At 72.4% G+C, this 22,285-nt stretch carries 19 protein-coding genes; 7 read left to right on the top strand and 12 right to left on the bottom strand.

The window, feature by feature from the left end; genetic code table 11:
- Window positions 1-3: 3 nt before the first annotated feature.
- The 5 genes from ACFT4A_RS04575 to ACFT4A_RS04555 form a co-directional block, all read right to left on the bottom strand.
- Entirely contained in the window at window positions 4-1,155 is a 1,152-nt protein-coding gene (locus tag ACFT4A_RS04575) for an XdhC family protein (RefSeq protein WP_382825901.1), read from the bottom strand.
- A 43-nt stretch (window positions 1,156-1,198) separates the two neighbouring features.
- Entirely contained in the window at window positions 1,199-2,656 is a 1,458-nt protein-coding gene (locus ACFT4A_RS04570; RefSeq protein ID WP_382825900.1) for an NCS2 family permease, read from the bottom strand.
- Between the two features lie 121 nt (window positions 2,657-2,777).
- Window positions 2,778-5,210: a xanthine dehydrogenase family protein molybdopterin-binding subunit gene (locus ACFT4A_RS04565; protein WP_382825899.1), complete on the bottom strand. Its 2,433-nt coding sequence runs from the start codon at window positions 5,208-5,210 to the stop codon at window positions 2,778-2,780.
- A 2-nt stretch (window positions 5,211-5,212) separates the two neighbouring features.
- Entirely contained in the window at window positions 5,213-5,794 is a 582-nt protein-coding gene (locus tag ACFT4A_RS04560) for a (2Fe-2S)-binding protein (protein ID WP_382825897.1), read from the bottom strand.
- The gene (locus tag ACFT4A_RS04555; RefSeq protein WP_382825895.1) at window positions 5,794-6,684 is read right to left on the bottom strand and encodes an FAD binding domain-containing protein; all 891 of its coding nucleotides are present in this window, start codon (window positions 6,682-6,684) and stop codon (window positions 5,794-5,796) included. The genes ACFT4A_RS04560 and ACFT4A_RS04555 overlap by 1 nt, the downstream gene beginning before the upstream one ends.
- 378 nt (window positions 6,685-7,062) lie before the next feature.
- Here ACFT4A_RS04555 and ACFT4A_RS04550 point away from each other — a divergent pair, with 378 nt between their 5' ends.
- Both ACFT4A_RS04550 and ACFT4A_RS04545 read left to right on the top strand, forming a co-directional pair.
- Window positions 7,063-8,739 (top strand): PucR family transcriptional regulator, encoded by a 1,677-nt coding sequence (locus ACFT4A_RS04550; protein ID WP_382825894.1) that lies wholly within the window; start codon window positions 7,063-7,065, stop codon window positions 8,737-8,739.
- 164 nt (window positions 8,740-8,903) lie between these two features.
- Window positions 8,904-9,668 carry a hypothetical protein gene (locus ACFT4A_RS04545; RefSeq protein WP_382825892.1) on the top strand — a complete coding sequence of 255 codons (765 nt, stop codon included), beginning with the start codon at window positions 8,904-8,906 and terminating at the stop codon, window positions 9,666-9,668.
- A 107-nt stretch (window positions 9,669-9,775) separates the two neighbouring features.
- Here the strand turns inward: ACFT4A_RS04545 and ACFT4A_RS04540 are convergent, their stop codons facing one another.
- Window positions 9,776-10,600, bottom strand: a complete 825-nt coding sequence (locus ACFT4A_RS04540; RefSeq protein WP_382825890.1) for a GntR family transcriptional regulator — start codon at window positions 10,598-10,600, stop codon at window positions 9,776-9,778.
- Between the two features lie 111 nt (window positions 10,601-10,711).
- On the opposite strand from ACFT4A_RS04540, the gene ACFT4A_RS04535 reads away from it, so the two are divergent.
- The gene (locus ACFT4A_RS04535; RefSeq protein WP_382825888.1) at window positions 10,712-11,563 is read left to right on the top strand and encodes a (2Fe-2S)-binding protein; all 852 of its coding nucleotides are present in this window, start codon (window positions 10,712-10,714) and stop codon (window positions 11,561-11,563) included.
- Between the two features lie 271 nt (window positions 11,564-11,834).
- Window positions 11,835-12,875 (top strand): DUF2637 domain-containing protein, encoded by a 1,041-nt coding sequence (locus tag ACFT4A_RS04530; RefSeq protein WP_215117730.1) that lies wholly within the window; start codon window positions 11,835-11,837, stop codon window positions 12,873-12,875.
- A gap of 70 nt (window positions 12,876-12,945) precedes the next feature.
- Here the strand turns inward: ACFT4A_RS04530 and ACFT4A_RS04525 are convergent, their stop codons facing one another.
- Window positions 12,946-13,428, bottom strand: coding sequence for an ATP-binding protein (locus ACFT4A_RS04525; protein WP_382825885.1), 483 nt, complete (start codon window positions 13,426-13,428; stop codon window positions 12,946-12,948).
- 430 nt (window positions 13,429-13,858) lie between these two features.
- A complete protein-coding gene (locus ACFT4A_RS04520; protein ID WP_382825883.1) occupies window positions 13,859-14,482 on the bottom strand; it encodes a hypothetical protein in 624 nt (207 codons plus the stop codon).
- A 231-nt stretch (window positions 14,483-14,713) separates the two neighbouring features.
- On the opposite strand from ACFT4A_RS04520, the gene ACFT4A_RS04515 reads away from it, so the two are divergent.
- Entirely contained in the window at window positions 14,714-15,988 is a 1,275-nt protein-coding gene (locus ACFT4A_RS04515) for a helix-turn-helix domain-containing protein (protein WP_382825882.1), read from the top strand.
- 6 nt (window positions 15,989-15,994) lie between these two features.
- On the opposite strand, the gene ACFT4A_RS04510 is transcribed toward ACFT4A_RS04515, so the two are convergent.
- Window positions 15,995-17,737, bottom strand: coding sequence for a pyruvate dehydrogenase (locus ACFT4A_RS04510; RefSeq protein ID WP_382825881.1), 1,743 nt, complete (start codon window positions 17,735-17,737; stop codon window positions 15,995-15,997).
- Between the two features lie 66 nt (window positions 17,738-17,803).
- Window positions 17,804-18,754: a protein phosphatase 2C domain-containing protein gene (locus tag ACFT4A_RS04505; RefSeq protein ID WP_382825880.1), complete on the bottom strand. Its 951-nt coding sequence runs from the start codon at window positions 18,752-18,754 to the stop codon at window positions 17,804-17,806.
- Window positions 18,755-19,271: 517 nt separating this feature from the next.
- Here ACFT4A_RS04505 and ACFT4A_RS04500 point away from each other — a divergent pair.
- Together ACFT4A_RS04500 and ACFT4A_RS04495 are read left to right on the top strand one after the other, a co-directional pair.
- Window positions 19,272-19,580, top strand: coding sequence for a hypothetical protein (locus ACFT4A_RS04500; RefSeq protein WP_382825878.1), 309 nt, complete (start codon window positions 19,272-19,274; stop codon window positions 19,578-19,580).
- A 239-nt stretch (window positions 19,581-19,819) separates the two neighbouring features.
- Window positions 19,820-20,302, top strand: a complete 483-nt coding sequence (locus ACFT4A_RS04495) for a DUF456 domain-containing protein (protein ID WP_382825876.1) — start codon at window positions 19,820-19,822, stop codon at window positions 20,300-20,302.
- A 21-nt stretch (window positions 20,303-20,323) separates the two neighbouring features.
- Here the strand turns inward: ACFT4A_RS04495 and ACFT4A_RS04490 are convergent, their stop codons facing one another.
- Window positions 20,324-20,809, bottom strand: coding sequence for a methylated-DNA--[protein]-cysteine S-methyltransferase (locus ACFT4A_RS04490; RefSeq protein WP_382825875.1), 486 nt, complete (start codon window positions 20,807-20,809; stop codon window positions 20,324-20,326).
- Complete coding sequence (locus ACFT4A_RS04485; protein WP_382825873.1) at window positions 20,809-22,224, bottom strand: bifunctional transcriptional activator/DNA repair enzyme AdaA; 1,416 nt, start codon at window positions 22,222-22,224, stop codon at window positions 20,809-20,811. The genes ACFT4A_RS04490 and ACFT4A_RS04485 overlap by 1 nt, the downstream gene beginning before the upstream one ends.
- Window positions 22,225-22,285 lie beyond the last annotated feature (61 nt).

Below are 22,285 nucleotides of genomic sequence, written 5' to 3'. Positions count from 1 at the left end.
ACCTCAGGCCACCGTCCCGATCCGCCCCACCGCCCGTGGCTCCGGCTCGTGGTGGATCGGGGTGTGGGCCCCGGTGAGGGAGACCCCGCTGCCTCCGCGCCGCCCGGCGACGATCTCCGAGGCGATGGACAGGGCCGTCTCCTCGGGGGTGCGGGCTCCGAGGTCCAGGCCGATCGGTGAGTGGAGTCGGCTCAACTCCATTTCGGTGACGCCGACTTCGCGCAGGCGGGCGTTGCGGTCCAGGTGGGTGCGCCGGGAGCCCATGGCGCCGACGTACGCCACCGGCAGGCGCAGCGCCAGTCGCAGCAGGGGCACGTCGAACTTGGCGTCGTGGGTCAGCACGCACAGGACCGTGCGGGCGTCGGTGTCGGTGCCCTCCAGGTAGCGGTGGGGCCAGTCGACGACGATCTCGTCGGCCTCCGGGAAGCGCGTCCGGGTCGCGAAGACGGGGCGTGCGTCGCACACCGTGACGTGGTAGCCGAGGAACTTGCCCATGCGGACCAGTGCCGACGCGAAGTCGATCGCGCCGAAGACGATCATGCGGGGCGCCGGGACCGAGGACTCGACCAGGACCGTGAGCGGTGCTCCGCAGCGTGAGCCCCTCTCCCCGATCTCCAGGGTGCCGGTGCGGCCGGCGTCCAGGAAGGCGCCCGCCTCGGCGGCGACCGTGCGGTCCAGTTCCGGATGGGCGCCGAAGCCGCCGTCGTAGGACCCGTCGGGGCGGACCAGCAGGGCCCGGCCCGTCAGTTCGGGTGGGCCCGACACGATCCGTGCCATCGCCGCCGCCTGACCGGAGGCGGCGGCGGTGAGCGCGGACGCGACCACCGGCCGGGCCGGATCGGCGGCCCGTACCGGGGTGACCAGGATGTCGATGACGCCGCCGCAGGTCAGGCCCACGGCGAAGGCGTCGTCGTCGCTGTAGCCGAAGCGCTCCAGGACGGTCTCGCCGTCCCGCAGCGCCTGTGCGCACAGTTCGTAGACCGCGCCCTCCACGCAGCCGCCGGAGACCGAGCCGATCGCCGTGCCCTCGGCGTCCACCGCGAGCGCGGCGCCGGGCTGCCGGGGCGCGCTGCCGCCGACGGCCACCACGGTGGCCACGGCGAAGTCACGGCCCTGCCCGACCCACCGGTTCAGCTCCTCGGCGATGTCCAGCATCTGTCTCGGTCTCCTTAAGGCTGCGAGGCGGGTGCGCCGGGCGTCAGTGGACGCCCAGCCAACTCTCGATCGGGTTGAGGGCGAAGTACACGAGGAACACCGCCGTGAGGATCCACATGAAGGCGCCGATCTCGCGCGCCTTGCCCTGGGCGGTCTTGATGGCGACGTAGGAGATGACGCCCGCGGCGACACCGGTGGTGATGGTGTACGTGAACGGCATCAGGACGACCGTCAGGAACACCGGGACGGCGGTGGCCCGGTCGGCCCAGTCCACGTGTCGGGCGTTCATCAGCATCATCGCGCCGATGACGACGAGGGCGGCGGACGCGACCTCCTGCGGCACGATCGCGGTGAGCGGCGTGAAGAACAGACAGGCCGCGAAGAAGGCGCCGGTGACGACCGAGGCGAGGCCCGTGCGCGCGCCCTCCCCGACACCCGTAGCGGACTCGATGAACACCGTCTGGCCCGAGCCGCCGGACACGCCTCCGATCGCGCCGCCGGCCCCGTCGATGAACAGCGCCTTGGACAGGCCCGGCATCCGGCCCTTGTCGTCGGCCAGCTTCGCCTCGGTGCCGACGCCGATGATGGTCGCCATCGCGTCGAAGAACCCGGCGAGCACCAGCGTGAAGACGATCATGCCGACGGTCATCGCGCCGACCTCGCCCCAGCCGCCGAACTCCACGTCCCCGAAGAGCGAGAAGTCGGGCATGGACACCGCGCTGCCGTGCAGTTCGGGTGCCCCGGCCGCCCACTGCTTGGGGTCGACGACACCGGCCGCGTTCAGGATCGCGGCGACGACGGTGCCGCCGACGATGCCGATGAGGATGGCGCCCGGGATGTTCCGGGCCTGGAGCATGAAGATCAGCAGCAGGGTGCCGGCGAAGAGCAGGACCGGCCAGCCGGCCAGTTCGCCCGCCGGGCCGAGCGTGACGGGAGTGGCCTTCCCCTGGTGCACGAAGCCGGACTTGTAGAAGCCGATGAGGGCGATGAACAGGCCGATGCCCATGGTGATGGCGTGCTTGAGCGCGAGCGGGATCGCGTTCATGATCATCTCGCGCAGGCCGGTGACGACCAGCAGCATGATGATCACGCCGTACATCACGCACATGCCCATCGCCTGCGGCCAGGTCATCTCGGGCGCGACCTGGGAGGCGAGGACTCCGGAGACGGACAGGCCCGCGGCGAGGGCGAGCGGCACCTTGCCGACGAACCCCATCAGCAGCGTGGTGAGGGCCGCCGCGAACGCGGTCGCGGTGATCAGGCCCTGCTGCGCGAGGGTGTCCCCCACCGCGTCCTTGCCGGACAGGATCAGGGGATTGAGCAGGAGGATGTACGCCATCGCCATGAAGGTGGTGATGCCGCCGCGCACCTCACGCGCGACCGTCGATCCTCTTCCGGATATGTGGAAGTACCGGTCGAGCCAGGACCGTCCGGCCGGGACGCGGGTGCCTTCGCCCGCGTCCTCGGCTGTGGTCCTCGGCTCTACTGACTGCTGGGTCATGTGGGCCTACTCCCAAGTTTCATAGGGGGTTGGGATGCACGACCCGGGGGACGGCCCGAGACGAACGAAAGGGGACCGGGGGACACACGGGGACGCGGTCCCCCGGACGGGACTCTCCTGCTCAGGCCTCGGAGAGTGACGTACCCGTGAGGTGCTCGGGCCGTACCGGAGTCCGGTTCAGCTCGAGCCCGGTCGCGTTCCGGATGGCCGCGAGGACCGCCGGCGTCGACGACAGGGTGGGTGCTTCGCCGATGCCGCGCAGCCCGTACGGGGCGTGCTCGTCGGCGAGTTCGAGGACGTCGACCGGGATGGTCGGCGTGTCGAGGATGGTCGGGATCAGGTAGTCGGTGAAGGACGGGTTCTTCACCTTCGCCGTCTTCGGGTCGACGACGATCTCCTCCATGACCGCCATGCCCAGGCCCTGTGTCGTGCCGCCCTGGATCTGGCCGAGCACGGACAGCGGGTTGAGCGCCTTGCCGACGTCCTGGGCGCAGCCCAGCTCGATGACCTTGACCAGCCCGAGTTCGGTGTCGACCTCGACGACGGCGCGGTGGGCGGCGAAGGAGTACTGCACATGCCCGTTGCCCTGCCCGGTGCGCAGGTCGAAGGCCTCGGTCGGCCGGTGCCGCCACTCCTCCTCGACCTCGACGGTCTCGCCCTCCAGGACGTCGGCCAGGCCGGAGAGGACCTCACCGCCGTCGGTGACGACCTTGCCGCCCTCCAGCAGCAGTTCGGCCGTGGCCCACGCCGGGTGATACGACCCGAACTTGCGGCGCCCGATCTCCAGGACCTTCTCGCGGACGATCTCACAGGCGTTCTTCACGGCGCCGCCGGTGACGTACGTCTGCCGGGAGGCGGACGTCGAACCGGCGCTGCCCACCTGGGTGTCGGCCGGGTTGATGGTCACCTGGGTGACGCCCAGCTCGGTCCGGGCGATCTGCGCGTGCACGGTGACACCGCCCTGGCCGACCTCGGCCATGGCCGTGTGGACGGTGACCACGGGCTCGCCGCCCACGACCTCCATCCGCACCTTCGCGGTCGAGTAGTCGTCGAACCCCTCGGAGAAGCCCACGTTCTTGATGCCGACCGCGTAGCCGACCCCGCGTACGACGCCTTCCCCGTGCGTGGTGTTGGACAGGCCGCCCGGCAGCTGCCGTACGTCGGCGCCCTCGCTGGACTCCCACTGGCGCTCCGGCGGCATCGGCATCGTCTTGACACGGCGCAGGAGTTCGGCGACCGGGGCCGGGGAGTCGACGGGCTGGCCCGTCGGCAGAAGCGTGCCCTGCTCCATGGCGTTGAGCTGCCGGAACTCCACCGGGTCCATGCCGAGCTTCTTCGCCACCTTGTCCATCTGCGCCTCGTAGGCGAAGCACGCCTGGACCGCGCCGAAGCCGCGCATGGCGCCGCAGGGCGGGTTGTTGGTGTAGAGGGCGATGGCCTCGATGTCCACGTCCTCGATCACGTACGGGCCGACGGACAGCGAGGAGGCGTTGCCGACGACCGCCGGGGAGGCGGAGGCGTACGCGCCGCCGTCCAGGACGATCCGGCACTTCATGTGGGTGAGCTTGCCGTCGCGCGTGGCCCCGTGCTCGTAGTACAGCTTCGCCGGGTGGCGGTGGACGTGCCCGAAGAAGGACTCGAAACGGTTGTAGACGATCTTGACGGGCTTGCCCGTGCGCAGTGCCAGCAGGCAGGCGTGGATCTGCATCGACAGGTCCTCGCGCCCTCCGAACGCGCCGCCGACGCCGGACAGCGTCATCCGCACCTTGTCCTCGGGCAGCCCGAGCACGGGCGCGATCTGGCGCAGATCGCTGTGCAGCCACTGGGTGGCGATGTAGAGGTGGACGCCGCCGTCCTCCTCCGGCACGGCGAGGCCGGACTCGGGGCCGAGGAAGGCCTGGTCCTGCATGCCGAAGGTGTACTCGCCCTCGACGATGACGTCGGCCCGCTGCCGTGCGGCTTCCACGTCACCGCGGATGATCGGCTGGCGGTGGACGATGTTCGGGTGCCCGACGTGCCCGGCGATGGGGGTCCCCCCGGTCGAACCAAGTTGAGACTGGGGGAGGTCGTCGCGGCCCTCGTGGACGAGGATCGCGTCCGGCGCGGTCGCGGAGGCCTCGTCGGTGATGACGGGCAGTTCGCGGTAGTCGACCTTGATCTTCGCGGCGGCGCGGCGGGCCGTCTCCGGATGATCGGCGGCGACGATCGCGACCGGCTCTCCGTGGTGGCGGACCTTGCCGTGGGCGAGGACCGGGGTGTCCTGGATCTCCAGTCCGTAGTTCTTCACCTCGGTGGGCAGGTCGTCGTACGTCATGACGGCGTAGACACCCGCCATGGCCAGCGCCTCGCTCGTGTCGATGGACACGATCTCGGCGTGCGCGACGGTCGACCGGAGGATCTGGCCCCACAGCATGTCCTCGTGCCACATGTCGGACGAGTACGCGAACTCGCCGGTGACCTTGAGGGTGCCGTCCGGGCGGAGCGTGGACTCGCCGATGCCGCCCTTGGTCCGGGAGCCCTGGGTGATCTTCGTGGGTGCGCCGTTGGTGGGCATGCTCAGACCGCCTCTCCCTGCCGGGCGGCCGCCAGGCGGACCGCGTCCATGATCTTCTCGTAGCCGGTGCAGCGGCACAGGTTGCCCGACAGTGCCTCGCGGATGTCCGCGTCGGACGGGTTGGGGTTCCGCTCCAGCATCTCGTCGGCGGCGACCAGCAGTCCGGGCGTGCAGAAGCCGCACTGGACGGCGCCGGCGTCGATGAACGCCTGCTGGATCGGGGAGAGTTCGGTGCCCTCGCCGGTCTGCGAGTCACTGCCCTTGGCCTGCCACCCCTGGGCGTCCTGCACGGACGTACCGCAGGCCCTGGTCGCGCAACCACCCTCCGCCCGCTGCTTGGCGAAGTCCGCGAGCCCCTCGACGGTGACGACCTCGCGGCCCTCCGCCTGCCCGGCGGCCACCAGGCACGAGCACACCGGCACCCCGTCGAGCCGGACCGTGCAGGAGCCGCACTCGCCCTGCTCGCAGGCGTTCTTCGACCCGGGAAGGCCCATGCGCTCCCGCAGCACGTACAGCAGGGACTCGCCCTCCCAGACGTCGTCGGCTTCCTGCGGACGGCCGTTGACCGTGAAGTTGACGCGCATTACGCAGCTCCCTCCGTCAGGCGGCGGGCGCCGCGGTAGGACTCCCAGGTCCAGGTCAGCGTGCGGCGGGCCATGACGCCGACGGCGTGGCGGCGGTAGCTCGCGGTGCCCCGGACGTCGTCGATCGGGTTGCAGGCGGCGGAGCACAGGTCCGCGAACTGCTTGGCGACCGACGGGGTGACGATCTTCCCGTTGTCCCAGAAGCCGCCCTCCTCCAGAGCGGCGTTCAGGAACTCCTCGGCGGTCTTGGCCCGAATGGGCGTCGGGGCGGCCGAGCCGATACCCGTCCGCACGGTCCGCGTCTCGGGATGCAGCGCCAGCCCGAACGCGCATACGGCGATGACCATCGCGTTCCTGGTCCCCACCTTGGAGAACTGCTGCGGCCCGTCGGCCTTCTTCACATGCACGGCCCGGATCAGCTCATCGGCCGCCAGCGCGTTGCGCTTCACGCCCTTGTAGAACTCGTCGATCGGGATGCGGCGCGACCCGCGCACCGACTCGACCTCCACCTCGGCACCCGCGGCGAGCAGGGCGGGGTGGGCGTCGCCGGCCGGGGAGGCGGTGCCGAGGTTGCCGCCGACGCCGCCGCGGTTGCGGATCTGCGGGGAGGCGACGGTGTGCGAGGCGAGGGCAAGACCCGGCAGTTCGGCGCGCAGGTTCTCCATGATCTGCGTGTACGGCACGGAGGCACCCAGCCGTACGCTCTCCTCGCCGACCTCCCACTCGGAGAGATCGCCGACGCGGTTCAGGTCCATGAGGTACTCGGGCCGGCGGTGGTCGAAGTTGATCTCGACCATCACGTCGGTGCCACCCGCAATCGGCACAGCTGTGGGGTGCTCGGCTTTCGCGGCGAGCGCCTCCTCCCAGCTGGCGGGGCGAAGGAAGTCCATGACCGGCTCTCTTCTCCGTCTTCTCGTGGGGCGTTCAGATTGAGCCAATCCGTGTGCGGCGGTCCCGGCTCGTTCATGTGCTGTTTACGCGTAGTGGTCTCAGTACACAGCGCGGTACTCCGACGGGGTCAGTCACGGAAACCATGAAGGAGTTGGCTGGCCAGGACGGGCATCTTGTAGATTCGTATGAACGGAGGCCATCAGAAACCTCCTCGTTCTCCTGTGGAAACGCGCGACACAGCCGCGTGACCTGGGACACAGCCGGGACAACGGTTCGGGGCCGGTGAACATCGCTCACCAGCCCGACGAACAGACGTTCACCCCGCACCCCACCAAGATCCACCACTGATTTCGAGACAAAGAACGGCGGCGACGAGAATGCGGCTGCGCGCACTGCTGGACACCGACGCGCTGGGCCTCAAGCTGCTCGGCGGCGAGGAAGAGCTGGACCGCACGGTGCGCGGCGTGATGACCACCGACCTGCGCGACCCCAGCCGCTACCTCTCCGGCGGCGAACTGGTGCTCACGGGCCTGGCCTGGCGCCATGACGCCGAGGACTCGGAGCCCTTCGTGCGGATCCTGGTGCAGCAGGGCGTGACGGCCCTCGCCGCGGGCGAGGCCGAGCTCGGGGACGTCCCGGCCGACCTGGTCACGGCCTGCGCCCGGCACCGTCTCCCCCTCTTCGCGGTGCACGAGTCGGTGGCGTTCGCGACGATCACCGAGCACGTCGTACGGCAGGTCTCGGGCGAGCGCGCCGGAGACCTCGCGGCGGTGGTCGACCGCCACCGCCGGATGATGACCTCGGGCCCGGCGGGCGGCGGCCCGGACGTGGTCCTGGACCTGCTCGGCTCGGACCTGGACCTGCGGGCCTGGGTCCTCGCCCCCACCGGCCGGCTGATCGCGGGCTCGAAGGCCGCGGGCCCCGCCGCGCTGCCCGCCGAGACCTGCGGACGACTGGCGGCGGAACACCTGACCGCCACCCGCACGGGCCGCCGCGCCCCGCACCGCGTCCTCCTGGGCGGCACCACCTATTCCCTGTTCCCGATCCGCTCGACGGGCCGCTCTTCGCAGACCGCCCGCGATGCCCGCGAGACCCTGCTGTCCGACTGGCTGCTGGCCGTCGAGGCGGACGCCGGGGACTGGGCCGAGGAGCGGCTCGACCTGCTGCACGGCGTCACCCAGCTGATCGCGGTCGAGCGGGACCGCCGCGACGCGGCCCGCACGGTCCGCCGCCGTCTCGCCCAGGAGGTGCTGGAGCTGGTCCAGACGGGCGCGGCGCCCGCCGAGATCGCCGCCCGTCTGCGTGTGGCCGCGCCGGTGCTGCTGCCCGGCCTCGGGGCCGCGCCGCACTGGCAGGTGGTCGTGGCCCGCGTCGACTGGGACGGGGACGAGATCGAGGGCGGCCCGGTGGCCCAGGCGCTGCTGGAGGAGATCCTCGTCGACCCCCTGTCGTCGGGCCCGGAGCACTCGGACCGCATCGCCGTCGCCCACACCGGCGACGAGGCCATCGCCCTGGTCCCCCTCCCCGCCGTCGCAGCGGAGCACGACGGCTCCGAGAGCGGCGTCCTCGCCGACGCGCTCCTCGCATCCGTACGGGACCCCCTCACGGCGGGTCTCGACGGCGACGGGCAGCTCACCCTCGGGGTCAGCGCGGCCGTGCACTCGGCGGAGGGCCTGCGCGGCGCCCTGGAGGAGGCCCGCCACGCCCGCCGGGTGGCGGCGGCCCGCCCGGGCCGGGTCTGCGCGGCGGGCCACCAGGAACTGGCCTCGCACGTCCTCCTGCTCCCCTTCGTCCCGGACGACGTCCGCCGCGCCTTCACGGCCCGCCTCCTGGACCCCCTCCGGGACTACGACCGCCGCCACCGAGCCGAGCTGATCCCCACCCTGGAGGCCTTCCTCGACTGCGACGGCTCCTGGACCCGCTGCGCCGGCCGTCTCCACCTGCACGTCAACACGCTGCGCTACCGGGTCGGACGGATCGAGCAGTTGACGGGACGTGACCTGTCGCGCCTCGAGGACAAGCTGGATTTCTTCCTGGCCCTGCGCATGAGCTGAGACAAGGGGTGTCCCGTCCCAAACACGGGACGCCCCTGAGTCCCACGACTTTGTGAAATCCTTCACCCACCCCCTTGGCCCGGCCCCGCGATTCGTGCTGAGATGCCGCCACCACTCAACAGCTCGATGGCGTGCTCGGGGAGGGCAACGTGGCGCATACCGCCATGTCTGGTAACGGAACGACCCCTGGTGACGATCCCCTCCAGACCGCGGTATGGCGGCTGCGCTCACGCGGGTGCTGGGCCGACGCGGCCGCCCTGCTGCTGCCGGACACACCCGCGGCGGCGCTCCAACGTGCGTCGTTGCTGGTGGAACGGTGTCTGTACACCGAGCGGGGCTGGGAGGAGGCCGAGGACGCGCTGCGCACGGCCGAGGCGCTGGCCCACACCGACGACGAGCGGGGCGCGGCCGCTTGTGAACGCGGTTACTTGGCCTACGCCTCGACGCTGCTCGTGGTCCGGGACCGGGCCGACGAGGCGCGGGCCGCGCTGGGGCGGGCGGCCGCGCTGATCCCTCCGGGGGTGTCGCAGCGGGCCCTGCTGGACTTCCGGCGTGGTCTGCTGGCGGAGAACCTGACGAGTGCTCCGCAGGCGGCTCGGGCGGCGTACCGCCGTGCGCACGCCGGGGCCACGGCGCACGGCAATCCGCTGCTGCTGTCGTTCACGTGGCGCCATCTGGCCGGACTCGCCCTGCGGGACGGGGAGTTGGTGGAGGCCCGACACGGTTTCGCGGAGTCGCTGCGGATCCGGGAGGAGCTGGGGTATCTCGTCGGTACGGCCCCCGCGCTGGTGTCCCTTGCCGACACGGAGACCGAACCGGAGGCGTCCCGCCTGCGCGAGGAGGCCCGGCGCTTGTTCCGCCTGCTCGGAGGCGTACCGACCTGGCTGGCCCGACAGTTGGCCCCGCTGCCACCGGCGGCGACAGCTTGAGCACGTCACGAAATACCCGGCGCCGCCGCTGAGGCCGGGTGGGCCCGCAGCCCGGCGCAGCGGGGGCGGCTCGCGGCTCAGCCGGTACGCGCCCGCACCCGCCCCCCTCAGCCCGCGCCCGTGAAGTGCTCCCCCACCAGCACCCGCACCACATCCAGATCCCGGGCGATCAACGCGTCCAGCAGCGCCGTGTGTTCATGCGCGTCCGCCACCAGTTCGGCCCGGCCCCGACCACCCGGCCCGCCACCGACCAGCGGCCACTGGGCCCGCCGGTGCAGGTCCTCCGCGATCTGGACCAGCTGCTCGTTGCCGGAGAGGGACAGGACGGCCCGGTGGAACACCCGGTCGGAATCCGCGTAGGTCGCGCGGCAGCCGGAGGACGCCGCGCGGACCGTCGCCTCGGCGAGGGGCCGCAGTTCGGCCCAGCGCTCGGCGGGAACGGTACGGGCCAGCTTCAGCATCACCGGGACCTCGATCAGGGACCGGACCTCGGCCAGTTCCGCCAGTTCCCGCGCCCCCCGCTCGACCACCCGGAACCCACGGTTCGGCACGACCTCGACGGCGCCCTCGATGGCCAGCTGCTGCATCGCCTCGCGCACCGGCGTGGCCGACACCCCGAACCGCTCGCCCAGCACCGGCGCCGAGTACACCTCACCGGGCCTCAGATCCCCGGCCACCAGCGCGGCCCGCAGCGCGTCCACGATCTGCCCGCGCACGGAGGACCGCTGAATGACGGTCCTGGGCCGCGGAAGGGCCGGCTCACCGTGCGTGTGCTCACCGCGCACCGCCCCATCGGCCCCAGGCCCGTCGGCCCCAGCCGCCCCAGTCGCCCCGGCCTGCCGCGGCACACGGGCCTGCCCGGCCTGCACAGCCGACCAGGGCTCCCCCTGCTTCAAGGGTCCTCCTCCGGACGTATCGGTACTTGGGGTCATTACGGCGGGTTGTTACTCGTCCGTCAAGCACCATAAGCGCCCCGAGCGCCAGTTCAAATCCCAGGGATCTTGAGTTAGGTTAGGCTTACCTCTGAGTAGATCGGTGATCCCATGCCCGAGCCCCGTTCGGCCGTCTCCGGCGCCTACGCCCGTCTGGCCGAGGTTCTCCCCGGGCTCGCCGTCACCGAACTCACCCCCGAGGACGAAACCCCGCACGGCGGCGCCTGGGCCGCGGCCACCGACCTCGCGGCCGCCGGCCCCGCCCTCGACGCCTTCCTGTCCTGGGACGAGGACCAGATACAGCGGGACTACGGCCAGGAGGCCCGCCCCGACGTCGTCGCCAGCTTCGGCCTGCACCGCTACGCCTGGCCCGCCTGCCTGCTGATCACCGTCCCCTGGTTCCTGAACCGCCGCGTGCCTCACTACCCGGTGACGCACGTCTCGTACGACCGCACCGCCCCCGGCCACCCCGTCGGCCGGATGGCCGTCCGCCCGGCCGGCTTCGCCTGCCTGCCCGACGACGAGGCCGCCACGCTGCCCGGCGCCCGGGTCGTCCCGGACGAGGAGGCGCTGCGGGCCGAGGTGCGGTCGGCGGTCGCCGAGCACCTGGAGCCGGTCCTGACCGGTTTCGGACCCCGGATGCGGCGTCGCGGCCGGGCCCTGTGGGGCATGGCGACCGACGAGATCGTCGAGGGGCTCTGGTACATCGCCCAGCTGTTCGGCGAGATCGAGGAACGGCGCGCGATGCGCGAGCTGGAGCTGCTCCTGCCGGGCGCGACGAAGCCGTACGTGGGCACGGCGGCGTTCCGCGAGCTGACCGGCCCCGGCGGCGAGCCGCTGCGCACCCGGGACCGCGCGAGCTGCTGCATGTTCTACACGCTGCGCCCGCAGGACACCTGCGCCACCTGCCCGCGCACCTGCGACGCCGACCGGGTCACCAAGCTGCTGGCCACCGCCGGCTGAGCCACACTCAGAAACAGCCGGCTCCTCCCCTGTCTCCCGTCTCATAAGATCATCGCGGTACCTCACAGGAGCTTTCCGGAGAACCACCCGTACGGGTAGTCTTGTTCGAACTCAACTCCCGCCCCTCACGCGGCAGTTCGAGCAGAACGCCGCCCCGAACTCTCCCTTGCACTTCCTTGGCGGCCTCTTGCCCCGAAACCCCCTGAGGGCCGTTGGGATTGGGCCACTATGGCGGGCGTTACGCCCTATCCCAATGCAAGGGACCACCCAGATGAAACTGACCGACATATCGCTGAACTGGCTGCTTCCGGGCGCCGTGCTTCTCCTGGGCATGCTGGCGGCGATAGCGGTTCTCGCGCGCGGCAAGCGCTCCTCGGTCAAGGACACGAGCGCGGACGATTCCTGGGAGCGCAGCGAAGAACGCCGCAGACGCAAGGAGGCCCTCTACGGCACCGTCTCCTACGTCCTCCTCTTCTGCTGCGCGGCCGTGGCCGCCGCGCTCTCCTTCCACGGCCTGGTCGGCTTCGGCGAGCAGAACCTCGGCCTCAGCGGCGGCTGGCAGTACCTCGTCCCGTTCGGCCTGGACGGCGCCGCGATGTTCTGCTCCGTGCTGGCGGTGCGCGAGGCCAGCCACGGTGACGCGGCCCTCGGCTCCCGGATACTCGTCTGGACGTTCGCCTTCGCCGCGGCCTGGTTCAACTGGGTGCACGCGCCCAGGGGCATCGGCCACGCGGGTGCCCCCCACTTCTTCGCCGGCATGTCCCTGTCGGCGGCGGTGCTCTTCGACCGCGCGCTGAAGCAGACCCGCCGCGCCGCCCTGCGGGAGCAGGGCCTGGTGCCGCGCCCGCTGCCGCAGATCCGTATCGTGCGCTGGCTGCGGGCTCCCCGGGAGACGTACAGCGCCTGGTCGCTGATGCTCCTGGAGGGTGTGCGCAGCCTCGACGAGGCGGTCGACGAGGTACGCGACGACAAGCGCAAGAAGGACGAGGCGCGGCAGCGGCGCCGCGACCAGCAGCGCGTGGAGCGGGCCCAGTTGAAGGCGATCAGCCGCGGTCACCGCGGGCACTTCGGCCGCGGCGGCGGCCGGCAGCTGGAGGTGCAGGTGGAGCGCGGCTCCTCGCAGGTCTCCGCGGAGCCTGCCATATCCGCGCCGGAGCCGCTGCCCGTCCGCTCGCGTCCCTCCCTGCAGCCCGCTCGCAAAGGAGCTGACCCCGTGACCGTCGACCTCACCGCCGAGGACGACACCATGGCACTGCCGCGTCTGGACTCCCTGGAGCGCAAGCTCAAGGACCTGGAACAGCAGTTCGGCTAGGGGGACCGAACAGGCCCGGGAAGGGGGCGTGGCCTGCGGGCCGCGCCCCCTTCCCGTTCACGCTTCCCGTTCACGCCGCCTCGGCCTCCAGCTCGAACCAGACGGCCTTGCCCACTCCGTGCGGCCTGACGCCCCAGGCGTCGGCGAGGGACTGTACGAGGAACAGTCCCCTGCCGTTCGTACCGTCGTCGGCGATCGGTACGCGCAGCCGGGGTCTGCGGGCCACGAAGTCCCGTACCTCCACCCGCAGTCCACGCGGTCCGACCGTGGCCGTCAGGAGCGCGTCGTGATCGGTGTGGACGATCGCGTTGGTGACGAGTTCGCTGGTGAGCAGTTCCGCTACGTCCGATCGCCCGGTCCTCCCCCACTGCCCGAGCATGTCCCGCAGGGCCCTGCGGGCTTCCGGCACGGCCCGCAGGTCCGCCCGCCCGAGTCTGCGCCTCAGTTGAGGCACGGGCATCTGCTCCGTGTCGTCGTCGGTCTTGTCGTCCGCCGTCTTCGCCGAGAAGGCCCCGATCGTTATGGGACCGCCTCCTCGTGCCTGCCTCTCCATGACCCCCGCCCGCGTGCCGATGTCGGTTCCCCTCCTGCCTCGAACACGTTCACGGGGATCCATGCCCGATCGGACACGCGGCAGTCATGTCGAGTCGTCAACGACCGGGTGTTCGGCCAATCGGACGGGACCGGCGGGGCCGGCTGCGGGCCGCTGAGCGGTACGGCGGTGACGGGGAGGGGAACAAGAGGGTAGCCGGTACGGGCCCTCGTACAGATCGTGACCGCAGGAGATCGGCCGAAGTACCGAGGGCCGGCTGCCGATCCTTGCGTACGCGACGAAGGAGTGGGGCAGCCGGCCCCCGTGCGCGGCGGTCCGGTGAAGTTGGCCGAACTACGACGGTCTCCCCCGGGCCCTTGACCGGAACAGGGCCGTCCTCCCCACCCCCGTGGCGGGAGGACGGCCCTGGTTCTCTCCGGTGGTCGCGCGGTCAGTACAGCTTCTTGACGGCGGTGGTCGTCGTCTTCTTGAAGGCGGCCACGGGGGCGTCACCGAAGTCGCCCATCTGACCCCACTGCACGACGGTGACGGTCCGGCCGTCCTGTCCGACGGACAGCAGCGCGATGTCCGTGGCCCCCCAGGAGGTCTCGGTGTGCAGTCCGCGGACGTGGGCGCCCTCCTCGACCGGCAGCGAGCCGTAGTCCCGGCCCTCGGCCTGGATGTCCGGGTCGGACTGCTCGATGCGGTCGGCGCAGGTGCGGATCAGGTCGTCGTAGTGCTTCGCCAGGGCCTTGGCCAGGGCGGCTGTGCTGGTCACGACGGTCAACTGCACGGCGCCGGTGTCCAGGTCGGTCCGGAACTCCCGGTGCCGGTAGTCGTAGGAGGGCACGCCCTCCGTGCTCACGCAGAAGCCGAGTGCCTCCGGGAACCCTTCGGTGACCGGCCCGGCGGTCCAGGACGACGTCGGGTGCGGCGGCAGCTCGGACGCCGACAGGAACTTAGGCGCGGCGGCCTTCGGCGCGGCGCCGGCGGCCGGTGCCGTGAGGACCGTGCCCGCCGCGAGGGCGGCGACGGTGAGTGCGGTGAGAGCGCTCGTTCGGATGCGCATGGACATGGGTGTTCCCCCGTGGATGAGTGCGTGGACGTGGATGCCGCGGCGAGGCCGGCTGGTCGGCCCGGGCCTGGTCGGTGCGGCGCCTTGAGCATCAGCGGTCACAGCCGGCGGGCGCAACAGCCCGCGGCCGATCGGCCGGGGTGGAACCATCCCAGCCCGTCTGACGTGCAGGTACACGGGTGCCTGGGATGCCGTCCCGGGCCGGGTGGGACCTTACGGGGGCGGGGAATCGTGTCGGCACAGGAAGACGTGGACGACGTCGGGGAGTTCGCGGCGCAGCTGAGAGCGCTGAAGGAGCGCACGGATCGCAGTTACGGTTCGCTGGCCCGCCGTCTGGCCATGAACACCTCGACCCTGCACCGCTATTGCGCGGGCGAGGCGGTCCCGGTCGACTTCGCCCCCGTGGAGCGATTCGCCGCGCTCTGCGGGGCGACCCCGGAGGAACGCCTGGAGCTCCACCGCCGCTGGCTCCTGGCGGTGGCGGCACGCCGGCGGCCTCGTACGGCGACCGCGGTGGAGGAGGCGGCCCCTGCCGAGGAGGAAGCGAGCACCCCGGCTCCGGACCCGGACCCGCTCCCCCGCCGCCCCTGGTACCGCCACCGGCGCGTCGCGGTCGGACTGGCCGCCGCCTGTGCGTTGCTCGCGACGCTCGGGAGTCTGTCCGCGCTGCCGGACGGACGGCGCCCCGCCGCCGAGCGTGCCCGTACGGCCGGACCCGCCGCGTCCGGCACGACGGAAGCCAAGGCGCCGGACCGAAGCAGCACGTCGCCCACCCCGAGCGGCTCCCCCACCACCAAGCGGCCTTCCGCCACCCCGAAGAGCGAGAAGAAGCCCTCCCCCGCCCCCTCCGCCCGGACCACCACCTCGCCGCCCGGCGGGAAGAAGCCCGCGCTGCCCCTCACCTGGTCCGCCGACTCACAGGCGTGGAAGCTCGGCTGCGGTCACGACTACGTCATCGCCAAGCCGCCGCGGCAGGTGCCCCCGCCTCCGGCCCCGCAGGACGCCGGGACCTGGGCGGCGACGCAGGGCGCGGTGCACGGCGGCGAGACGCTCGTGGAACTGTCGGTGCAGGGGCGGACCGACACGGCCGTCGTGCTGAACGCGCTGCGCGTGCGCGTGGTGGGGCGCGCGGCCCCCGCCCAGGGCAACGCCTACGCCATGGACCAGGGCTGCGGCGGCGCGGTCACCCCGCGCTTCTTCGACGTGAACCTGGACAAGGACCGCCCCATCGCCCATGCGGTCGCCGGGAGCGACACCGGCGTGCCGATCCCGGCGGTGCGCATGCCGTACCGCGTCTCGGCCGAGGACCCCGAGGTGCTGCTGATCACCGCACGGACCGTGACGTGCGACTGCCGCTGGTACCTGGAGCTGGACTGGTCCTCCCAGGGCCGCAAGGGCACGGTCCGCATCGACGACGCCGGCCGGCCGTTCCGCACCAGCGGCATCAAGGGCTTGCCCCAGTACACGTACGACACCTTGGCCCGCCGGTGGACACCGGACGGCTGACCGCGCTCAGGGCCGGGGCACGTTGCGCAGGTTGGAGCGGGCCATCTGGAGCATCCGGCCGACCCCGCCGTCCAGCACCATCTTGGAGGCGGACAGGGCGAAGCCGGTCACCATCTCGGCCTTGATCTTCGGCGGGATGGACAGCGCGTTGGGGTCGGTGACGACGTCGACGAGGGCCGGGCCCTTGTGCTTGAAGGCGTCCTTGAGGGCGCCGGCGAGTTCCTTGGGCTTCTCGACCCGTACGCCGTACGCGCCGCAGGCCCGGGCGACGGCGGCGAAGTCGGGGTTCTTGTTGGCGGTGCCGTAGGACGGCAGCCCGGCGACCAGCATCTCCAACTCGACCATGCCGAGGCTGGAGTTGTTGAAGAGGACGACCTTGACCGGGAGGTCGTACTGGACCAGCGTCAGGAAGTCGCCCATCAGCATGGAGAATCCGCCGTCGCCGGACATCGACACGACCTGCCGCTTGCGGTCGGTGAACTGGGCGCCGATCGCCATGGGCAGCGCGTTCGCCATCGAGCCGTGGGAGAAGGAACCGATGACGCGGCGGCGGCCGTTGGGCGTGATGTAGCGGGCCGCCCAGACGTTGCACATGCCGGTGTCGACGGTGAACACGGCGTCGTCGGAGGCCACTTCGTCCAGTACGGACGCGACGTACTCGGGGTGGACCGGCGTGTGCTTCTCCACTTTGCGGGTGTACGCCTTCACCACCCCCTCCAGCGCGTCGGCGTGCTTCTTCAGCATCCGGTCGAGGAAGCGGCGGTTCTGCTTCTCCTTCACCCGGGGGATCAGACAGCGCAGCGTCTCTCGTACGTCGCCCCACACCGCGAGGTCCAGTTTCGAGCGGCGGCCGAGGTGTTCGGGCCGGACGTCGACCTGGGCGATCTTCACGTCGTCGGGGAGGAAGGCGTTGTAGGGGAAGTCGGTGCCGAGCAGGATCAGCAGGTCGCACTCGTGGGTGGCCTCGTAGGCGGCGCCGTAGCCGAGGAGCCCGCTCATGCCCACGTCGTACGGGTTGTCGTACTGGATCCATTCCTTGCCGCGCAGGGCGTGCCCGACCGGGGACTTGACCTTCCCGGCGAACTCCATGACCTCGGCGTGCGCGCCCGCGGTGCCGCTGCCGCAGAAGAGGGTGACCTTGCCGGCCTCGTCGATCATCCTCACGAGCCGGTCGATCTCCTCGTCACCCGGGCGGACCGTCGGCCGGGAGGTGACGAGGGCGGTCTCGGCGGCCTTCTCCGGGGCGGGCTCGTCGGCGATGTCGCCGGGCAGGGAGACCACGCTGACGCCGCTGCGGCCGACGGCGTTCTGGATGGCGGTCTGGAGCAGCCGGGGCATCTGCTTCGGGGTGGAGATCAGCTCGCTGTAGTGGCTGCACTCGGCGAACAGCCGGTCGGGGTGGGTCTCCTGGAAGAAGTTGAGGCCGATCTCGCTGGAGGGGATGTGGGAGGCGAGGGCGAGGACGGGCGCCATGGAGCGGTGGGCGTCGTACAGGCCGTTGATGAGGTGGAGGTTGCCCGGGCCGCAGGAGCCGGCGCAGGCGGCGAGCCCGCCGGTGATCTGGGCCTCGGCACTCGCGGCGAAGGCGGCGGTCTCCTCGTGCCGGACGTGGATCCAGTCGATGGCGGAGTTGCGTCGGACGGCGTCGACGACCGGGTTCAGGCTGTCGCCGACGACTCCGTAGAGGCGTTTGACTCCGGCGCGGGTCAGGATGTCGACGAACTGTTCCGCGACGTTCTGTTTGGCCATGGCTCTCGTGTGCCCCTTCGGTCTCCAGGGATCCCTCCGGGTTCCATCAAGTCACAGGGTGCGCGCTCACGCCTCCCACACGGCGGCGGCCGTACGGTCGTCCGCGTAGCCCTTGACCCGCACCTGGGAGTCCGCGAGGAACGCGGCGAGGCCGGGCGGGTCGGGGCGGGACCACCGCTCGGCGAGGTAGTCGCCCAGTTCGGGTTCGCCGCGCAGCGGGTCGGCGAGGCCGCCGCTGCACAGCAGGAGCGTGTCACCCGGGCGGGCGATGGAGGTACGGAAGCGGAAGGGCTCGCGGGGTGGCTCGGGGGCCGGTTCGTAGGGGCTGGGCGGGGTCGGGATGCCCAGGTCCATGGTGAACCGGTCGCCCTCGGGCGTCTCGGAAGGCGGCGAGCCGAACCCCATCACGGGCTCGCCCTTGATCTCGGCGATCTGCGGTTCGATGTCCTGCCACTCACCGTCCCGCAGCCGGAACAGCCCGCCCGGTCCGACGCCGAAGAAGACGCGTGTACGGCACTCCGGGTCGGCCGACAGCAGCAGGCAGCGCAGGCCGGCGGCGTACTCCTCCGGGTCGACGCCCTGTTCGGCCGCGCTGGCGCGGAGTTTGCCGAGACTGCGGTCGGTGAGGCGGTGCAGTCCTGACTTGAGGTCACCGCGGCGGCCGTCCCGTATGTCCGCGACGAGCCGGGCGTGACTGCGCCCGACGGCCCGCCCGATCCAGTGACAGGCCTCGGCGGCGGCCCGGTGCGCCCCAGGCGTGGCACGGGCCCCGGTCGCCATCGCCACCAGCAGCAGCGCGTGCTCGCCCGTGCCGAAGCGCGCGGTCAGCAACGAGTCGCGCCGCGGCTCCCCCCGGTACCGCGCGGAGTCCCCCCGCACGGACACGGCCCGCAACGTACAGGCCCCGTACCGGGCCCCGTCGAGCACGGTGTCCGCGACCAGGTCGTCGAGATCATCGGGGTCGGCCGCCGGAAGCGCGATGGGCTCGGCGTCGTAGGTGGGCGGCCCGGACCCCACGTACCCACGGGGCCGTGGGGAGGGCGCGGGGCGCTCGATCCGGGGGGCGGGTTGGTCGGAGAGGCCATGCGGCGGGTGCGGCGGGGCGGCCGGACGAGGCGGGGCGAGCGCCGGGTCGGCTGGGCGGGGCGGCGCGGCCGGTGCATCGGCTGGGCGGGGCGGCGCCGAGGGACGTTCGGCGGGGCGGGGTGGCGCGGCCGGTGGGTCGACCGGGGCGGGGAGGGTCCCGCTGGGCTCGGCGGCCGGGAAGGCGGCCCTGCCGGACCCGGTGGCGGGTGCCCCGGGGCGGCCGGACTCGGCCCCCGGAACCGCGGTCCCACCGGAGCCGGCCCCCGGAGCCCCGGCCCCGCCGGAGCCAGTCCCCTGAGACCCGGCCCCACCGGAGCGAGTTCCCGGAGACCCCATCCCTCCGGGCTCGGCAGCGGGAGAGGCGGGCTCGGTGGGGCGGAATTCCGGGCTGGGCCAGGTGGGTGGGGTCGTGGGGAGAGGTGGAGGGGCCGGTGAGGTCGCGTCGGCCGTGGGGGGTCGGTCATCCGGTTCCTGCCCGGACCGGCCCGGCGGCTTCACGGTGGCCGGGAAGGTCACCGGGTCCGTGAGCCGGGCCGACGGCGGCTCCCAGGGCGCGCGGCGCGGTGTGTCCGTGACGTCGGCGGCGCCTGCCCGGGGTGCCGGGACCACCGGATCGGAGGCGCGCCGCTCGTCCGCCCGGTCCCGGACCGCCCCCGCCGCCGAGGCGAAGCGGTCGTCCAGGGAATCCGGGGCGGGTGCGGGGCCCGTGTCGTCGGTGGAGTCGTCGTACAACTGCCTCCACCAGTCGTCGTCCTGACCGGTGGGCCTTCCCCCCTGCTGGCTCATGCCCCTAATTGTCCACCGCACGGCCGGGATGAAAACGGGGCTTCCGGAAAAACCGGCCCGTCCCGGCACGGTGAAACGGCGGCGCGAGTGATCCCTAGAACGGCCATGCGATATGGGCAGACGACGGGCCCCGGGCGGCTGACCTGCGGGTCCTGACCACGGCCACGCTCCTGACCTGCGACTTCTCACGGATTCCGGCAGGCTGGTCAGATGGGAGTGTGGGACCTCCTGCTGGTCGGGCTGGTCATCCTGCTCGGTCTGTGCGGAGTGCTGCTGCCCGCGGTGCCCGGGTCGTTGCTGGTGTGGGCCGCGGTCATGTGGTGGGCGCTGAAGGATCCCCAGCCCGTCGCGTGGTGGACCCTGGTGGGTGCCACGGTCCTGATGTTCCTCTCCCAGGGCGTGCGCTGGGCCCTGCCGCCCCGGCAGCTCCGGGCGAGCGGCACCAACCGCCGCATGCTGGCCTGGGCCGGAGCCGGATCCACCCTCGGTTTCGTCCTGCTCCCCGTGCTCGGCGCGATCCCCGGATTTCTGGCCGGTATCTACCTCTGTGAACGCCGCCGCCTCGGCCGCCACGGCGACGCGGTCGCCGCCCTGCGCACGGTGATGCGCTCGGGCGGCTCCAGCATCCTGACCGAACTGTTCACCTGCCAGCTGATCGCGGCGGCCTGGATCGGCGCGGTCCTCTGGGGCTGACACCACCCCGACGAGGCGGACCTAGAGCACACCCTCGTGCGTGAGCAGCCGTACCTTGCGGTCCAGGCCGCCCGCGTACCCGGTGAGCGTGCCGTCGGCGCCGATCACCCGGTGGCACGGCCGGACCACCAGCAGCGGATTGGCGCCGATCGCCCCGCCGACGGCCCGTACGGCCGCCCTGGGCGCTCCGATCCGCGCGGCGATCTCGCCGTAGGTCGCGGTCGAGCCGTAGGGGATGTCGTCCAGCGCGGCCCAGACCTTCTCCCGGAAGGCCGTGCCCTCGGTGCGCCACGGCAGCCGGAACTCCTTCAGCTCCCCGGCGAAGTAGGCGGCGAGCTGCTCCTCGGCCGCCCGGAAGGGCCCGGGGTCCTGCCGCCAGTCGTCCAGCACCACGCGTCCGCCCTTCTGCCCGGGCACGGACAGCGAGGTCAGCTCGCCGGTCGGGGCGGCGGTCAGGAGCAGCGGCCCGAGGGGGCCGTCCGCGGTCGTCCAGTACGTCGTGGTCATCACAACTCCCACTCCCCTGCTGCGCGCAGGTGGTTCAAGGCGTACGAGCGCCAGGGGCGCCAGCTGTCGGGGACGTCGAGGCCGGGCGGGGCCACGTCCGGGTCGCCGAGGGCGCGGGTGCGGATCTCGGCGATGGTACGGGCGTCCAGGCCGGGCACGGCACGCAGGGCGTCCTGCGCGTCGTCCCGGTCGGCGCCCGGGTCGAGGCGTACGGCGTGGTCGGCGAGAGCGGCGGTGAGCGCGCCGAGGGTGCCGCCGGGCTCGGCCCCGGCGAGGACGGCCGGCTCGGGGAAGAGGTGGGTGAGGCTGCCGCAGGGGGCGTCGAGCGCCTTGCCGTACCGCAGCACGAGCCGCTGCGCCTCCGTCCGGCCGGTCAGCGCGCGGACCGCGAGTTCCTCCGGGTCGGCGGTGCCCGGCGAGCGCAGCCCGGGCCGGGCGGCGACCAGGGGCACGAGCCGTGGGTCGGCGGCGAGGCGCTCGTCGACGGCGTAGGGGTCGGCGTCGAGGTCGAACAGTCGCCGCAGCCGCTGGACGGCGGTGGTCAGGTCGCGGGGGTCGGTGAGGTGCAGCCGGGCGTCGAGCCAGCCGCCGGGGTGGGCGCCGAGCCCGGCGCGGGCGGTGCCGGGGCGCTCGTCGACGGCGACGATGCCGGTGCCGTAGGGCAGGCGAAGGGTGCGCCGGTACGTGCGCGCGCCGGGCGGGCCGCTCACCTCCTCGACGCCGGGTACGGCCTCGCGTTCCAGCAGGTCGAAGACGGGTCCTGCCTGGTAGGGGCCGCGGTGGGCGAGCCGCAGCGGGATGCCTGCGTTCGGGGTGCCCGTACGGCGGTTCCGGCCGCCCTTCGGGACGGCGGCGGCGCGCAGCTGGCTCGGGGTGGAGGCGTAGACGGCCCGGATGGTGTCGTTGAACTGCCGCACGCTGGCGAAGCCCGACGCGAATCCGATCTCGGTGACCGGCAGCCCGGTGGTCTGGAGCAGCACGCGCGCGGTGTGGGCCCGCTGGGCCCGGGCGAGGGCGACCGGCCCGGCGCCGAGTTCGGCGGTGAGCTGCCGCTGCACCTGCCGTGCGCTGTAGCCGAGCCGTGCGGCGAGACCGGCGACGCCCTCCCGGTCGACCACGCCGTCGGTGATCAGTCGCATGGCCCGGCCCACCACGTCCGCGCGGACGTTCCACTCGGCGGAGCCGGGCACGGCGTCCGGCCGGCACCGCCGGCAGGCCCGGAAGCCCGAGCTCTGCGCGGCGGCGGCCGTGGCGAAGAACCGTACGTTGGCCCGCTTCGGGGTGACCGCCGGGCAGCTCGGCCGGCAGTAGATGCCGGTCGTCTCGACGGCGAAGAAGAACACGCCGTCGAACCGGGCGTCGCGGCTGCGTACGGCCTCGTACCTGGTGTCCTCGTCCGTTACCTGGTCTCTCACATGTCCAGTCTCCGCTGTGGGCCGGACTGCCGCTGGCGGAAATCGGACAGGGCGTTTCGGG

The organism is Streptomyces sp. NPDC057099 (genome assembly GCF_042671245.1).
Lineage (GTDB): Bacteria > Actinomycetota > Actinomycetes > Streptomycetales > Streptomycetaceae > Streptomyces > Streptomyces purpurascens.
The sequence above is the reverse complement of the archived record's forward strand: the minus strand, read 5'-3'. Positions and strand labels throughout refer to the sequence as shown.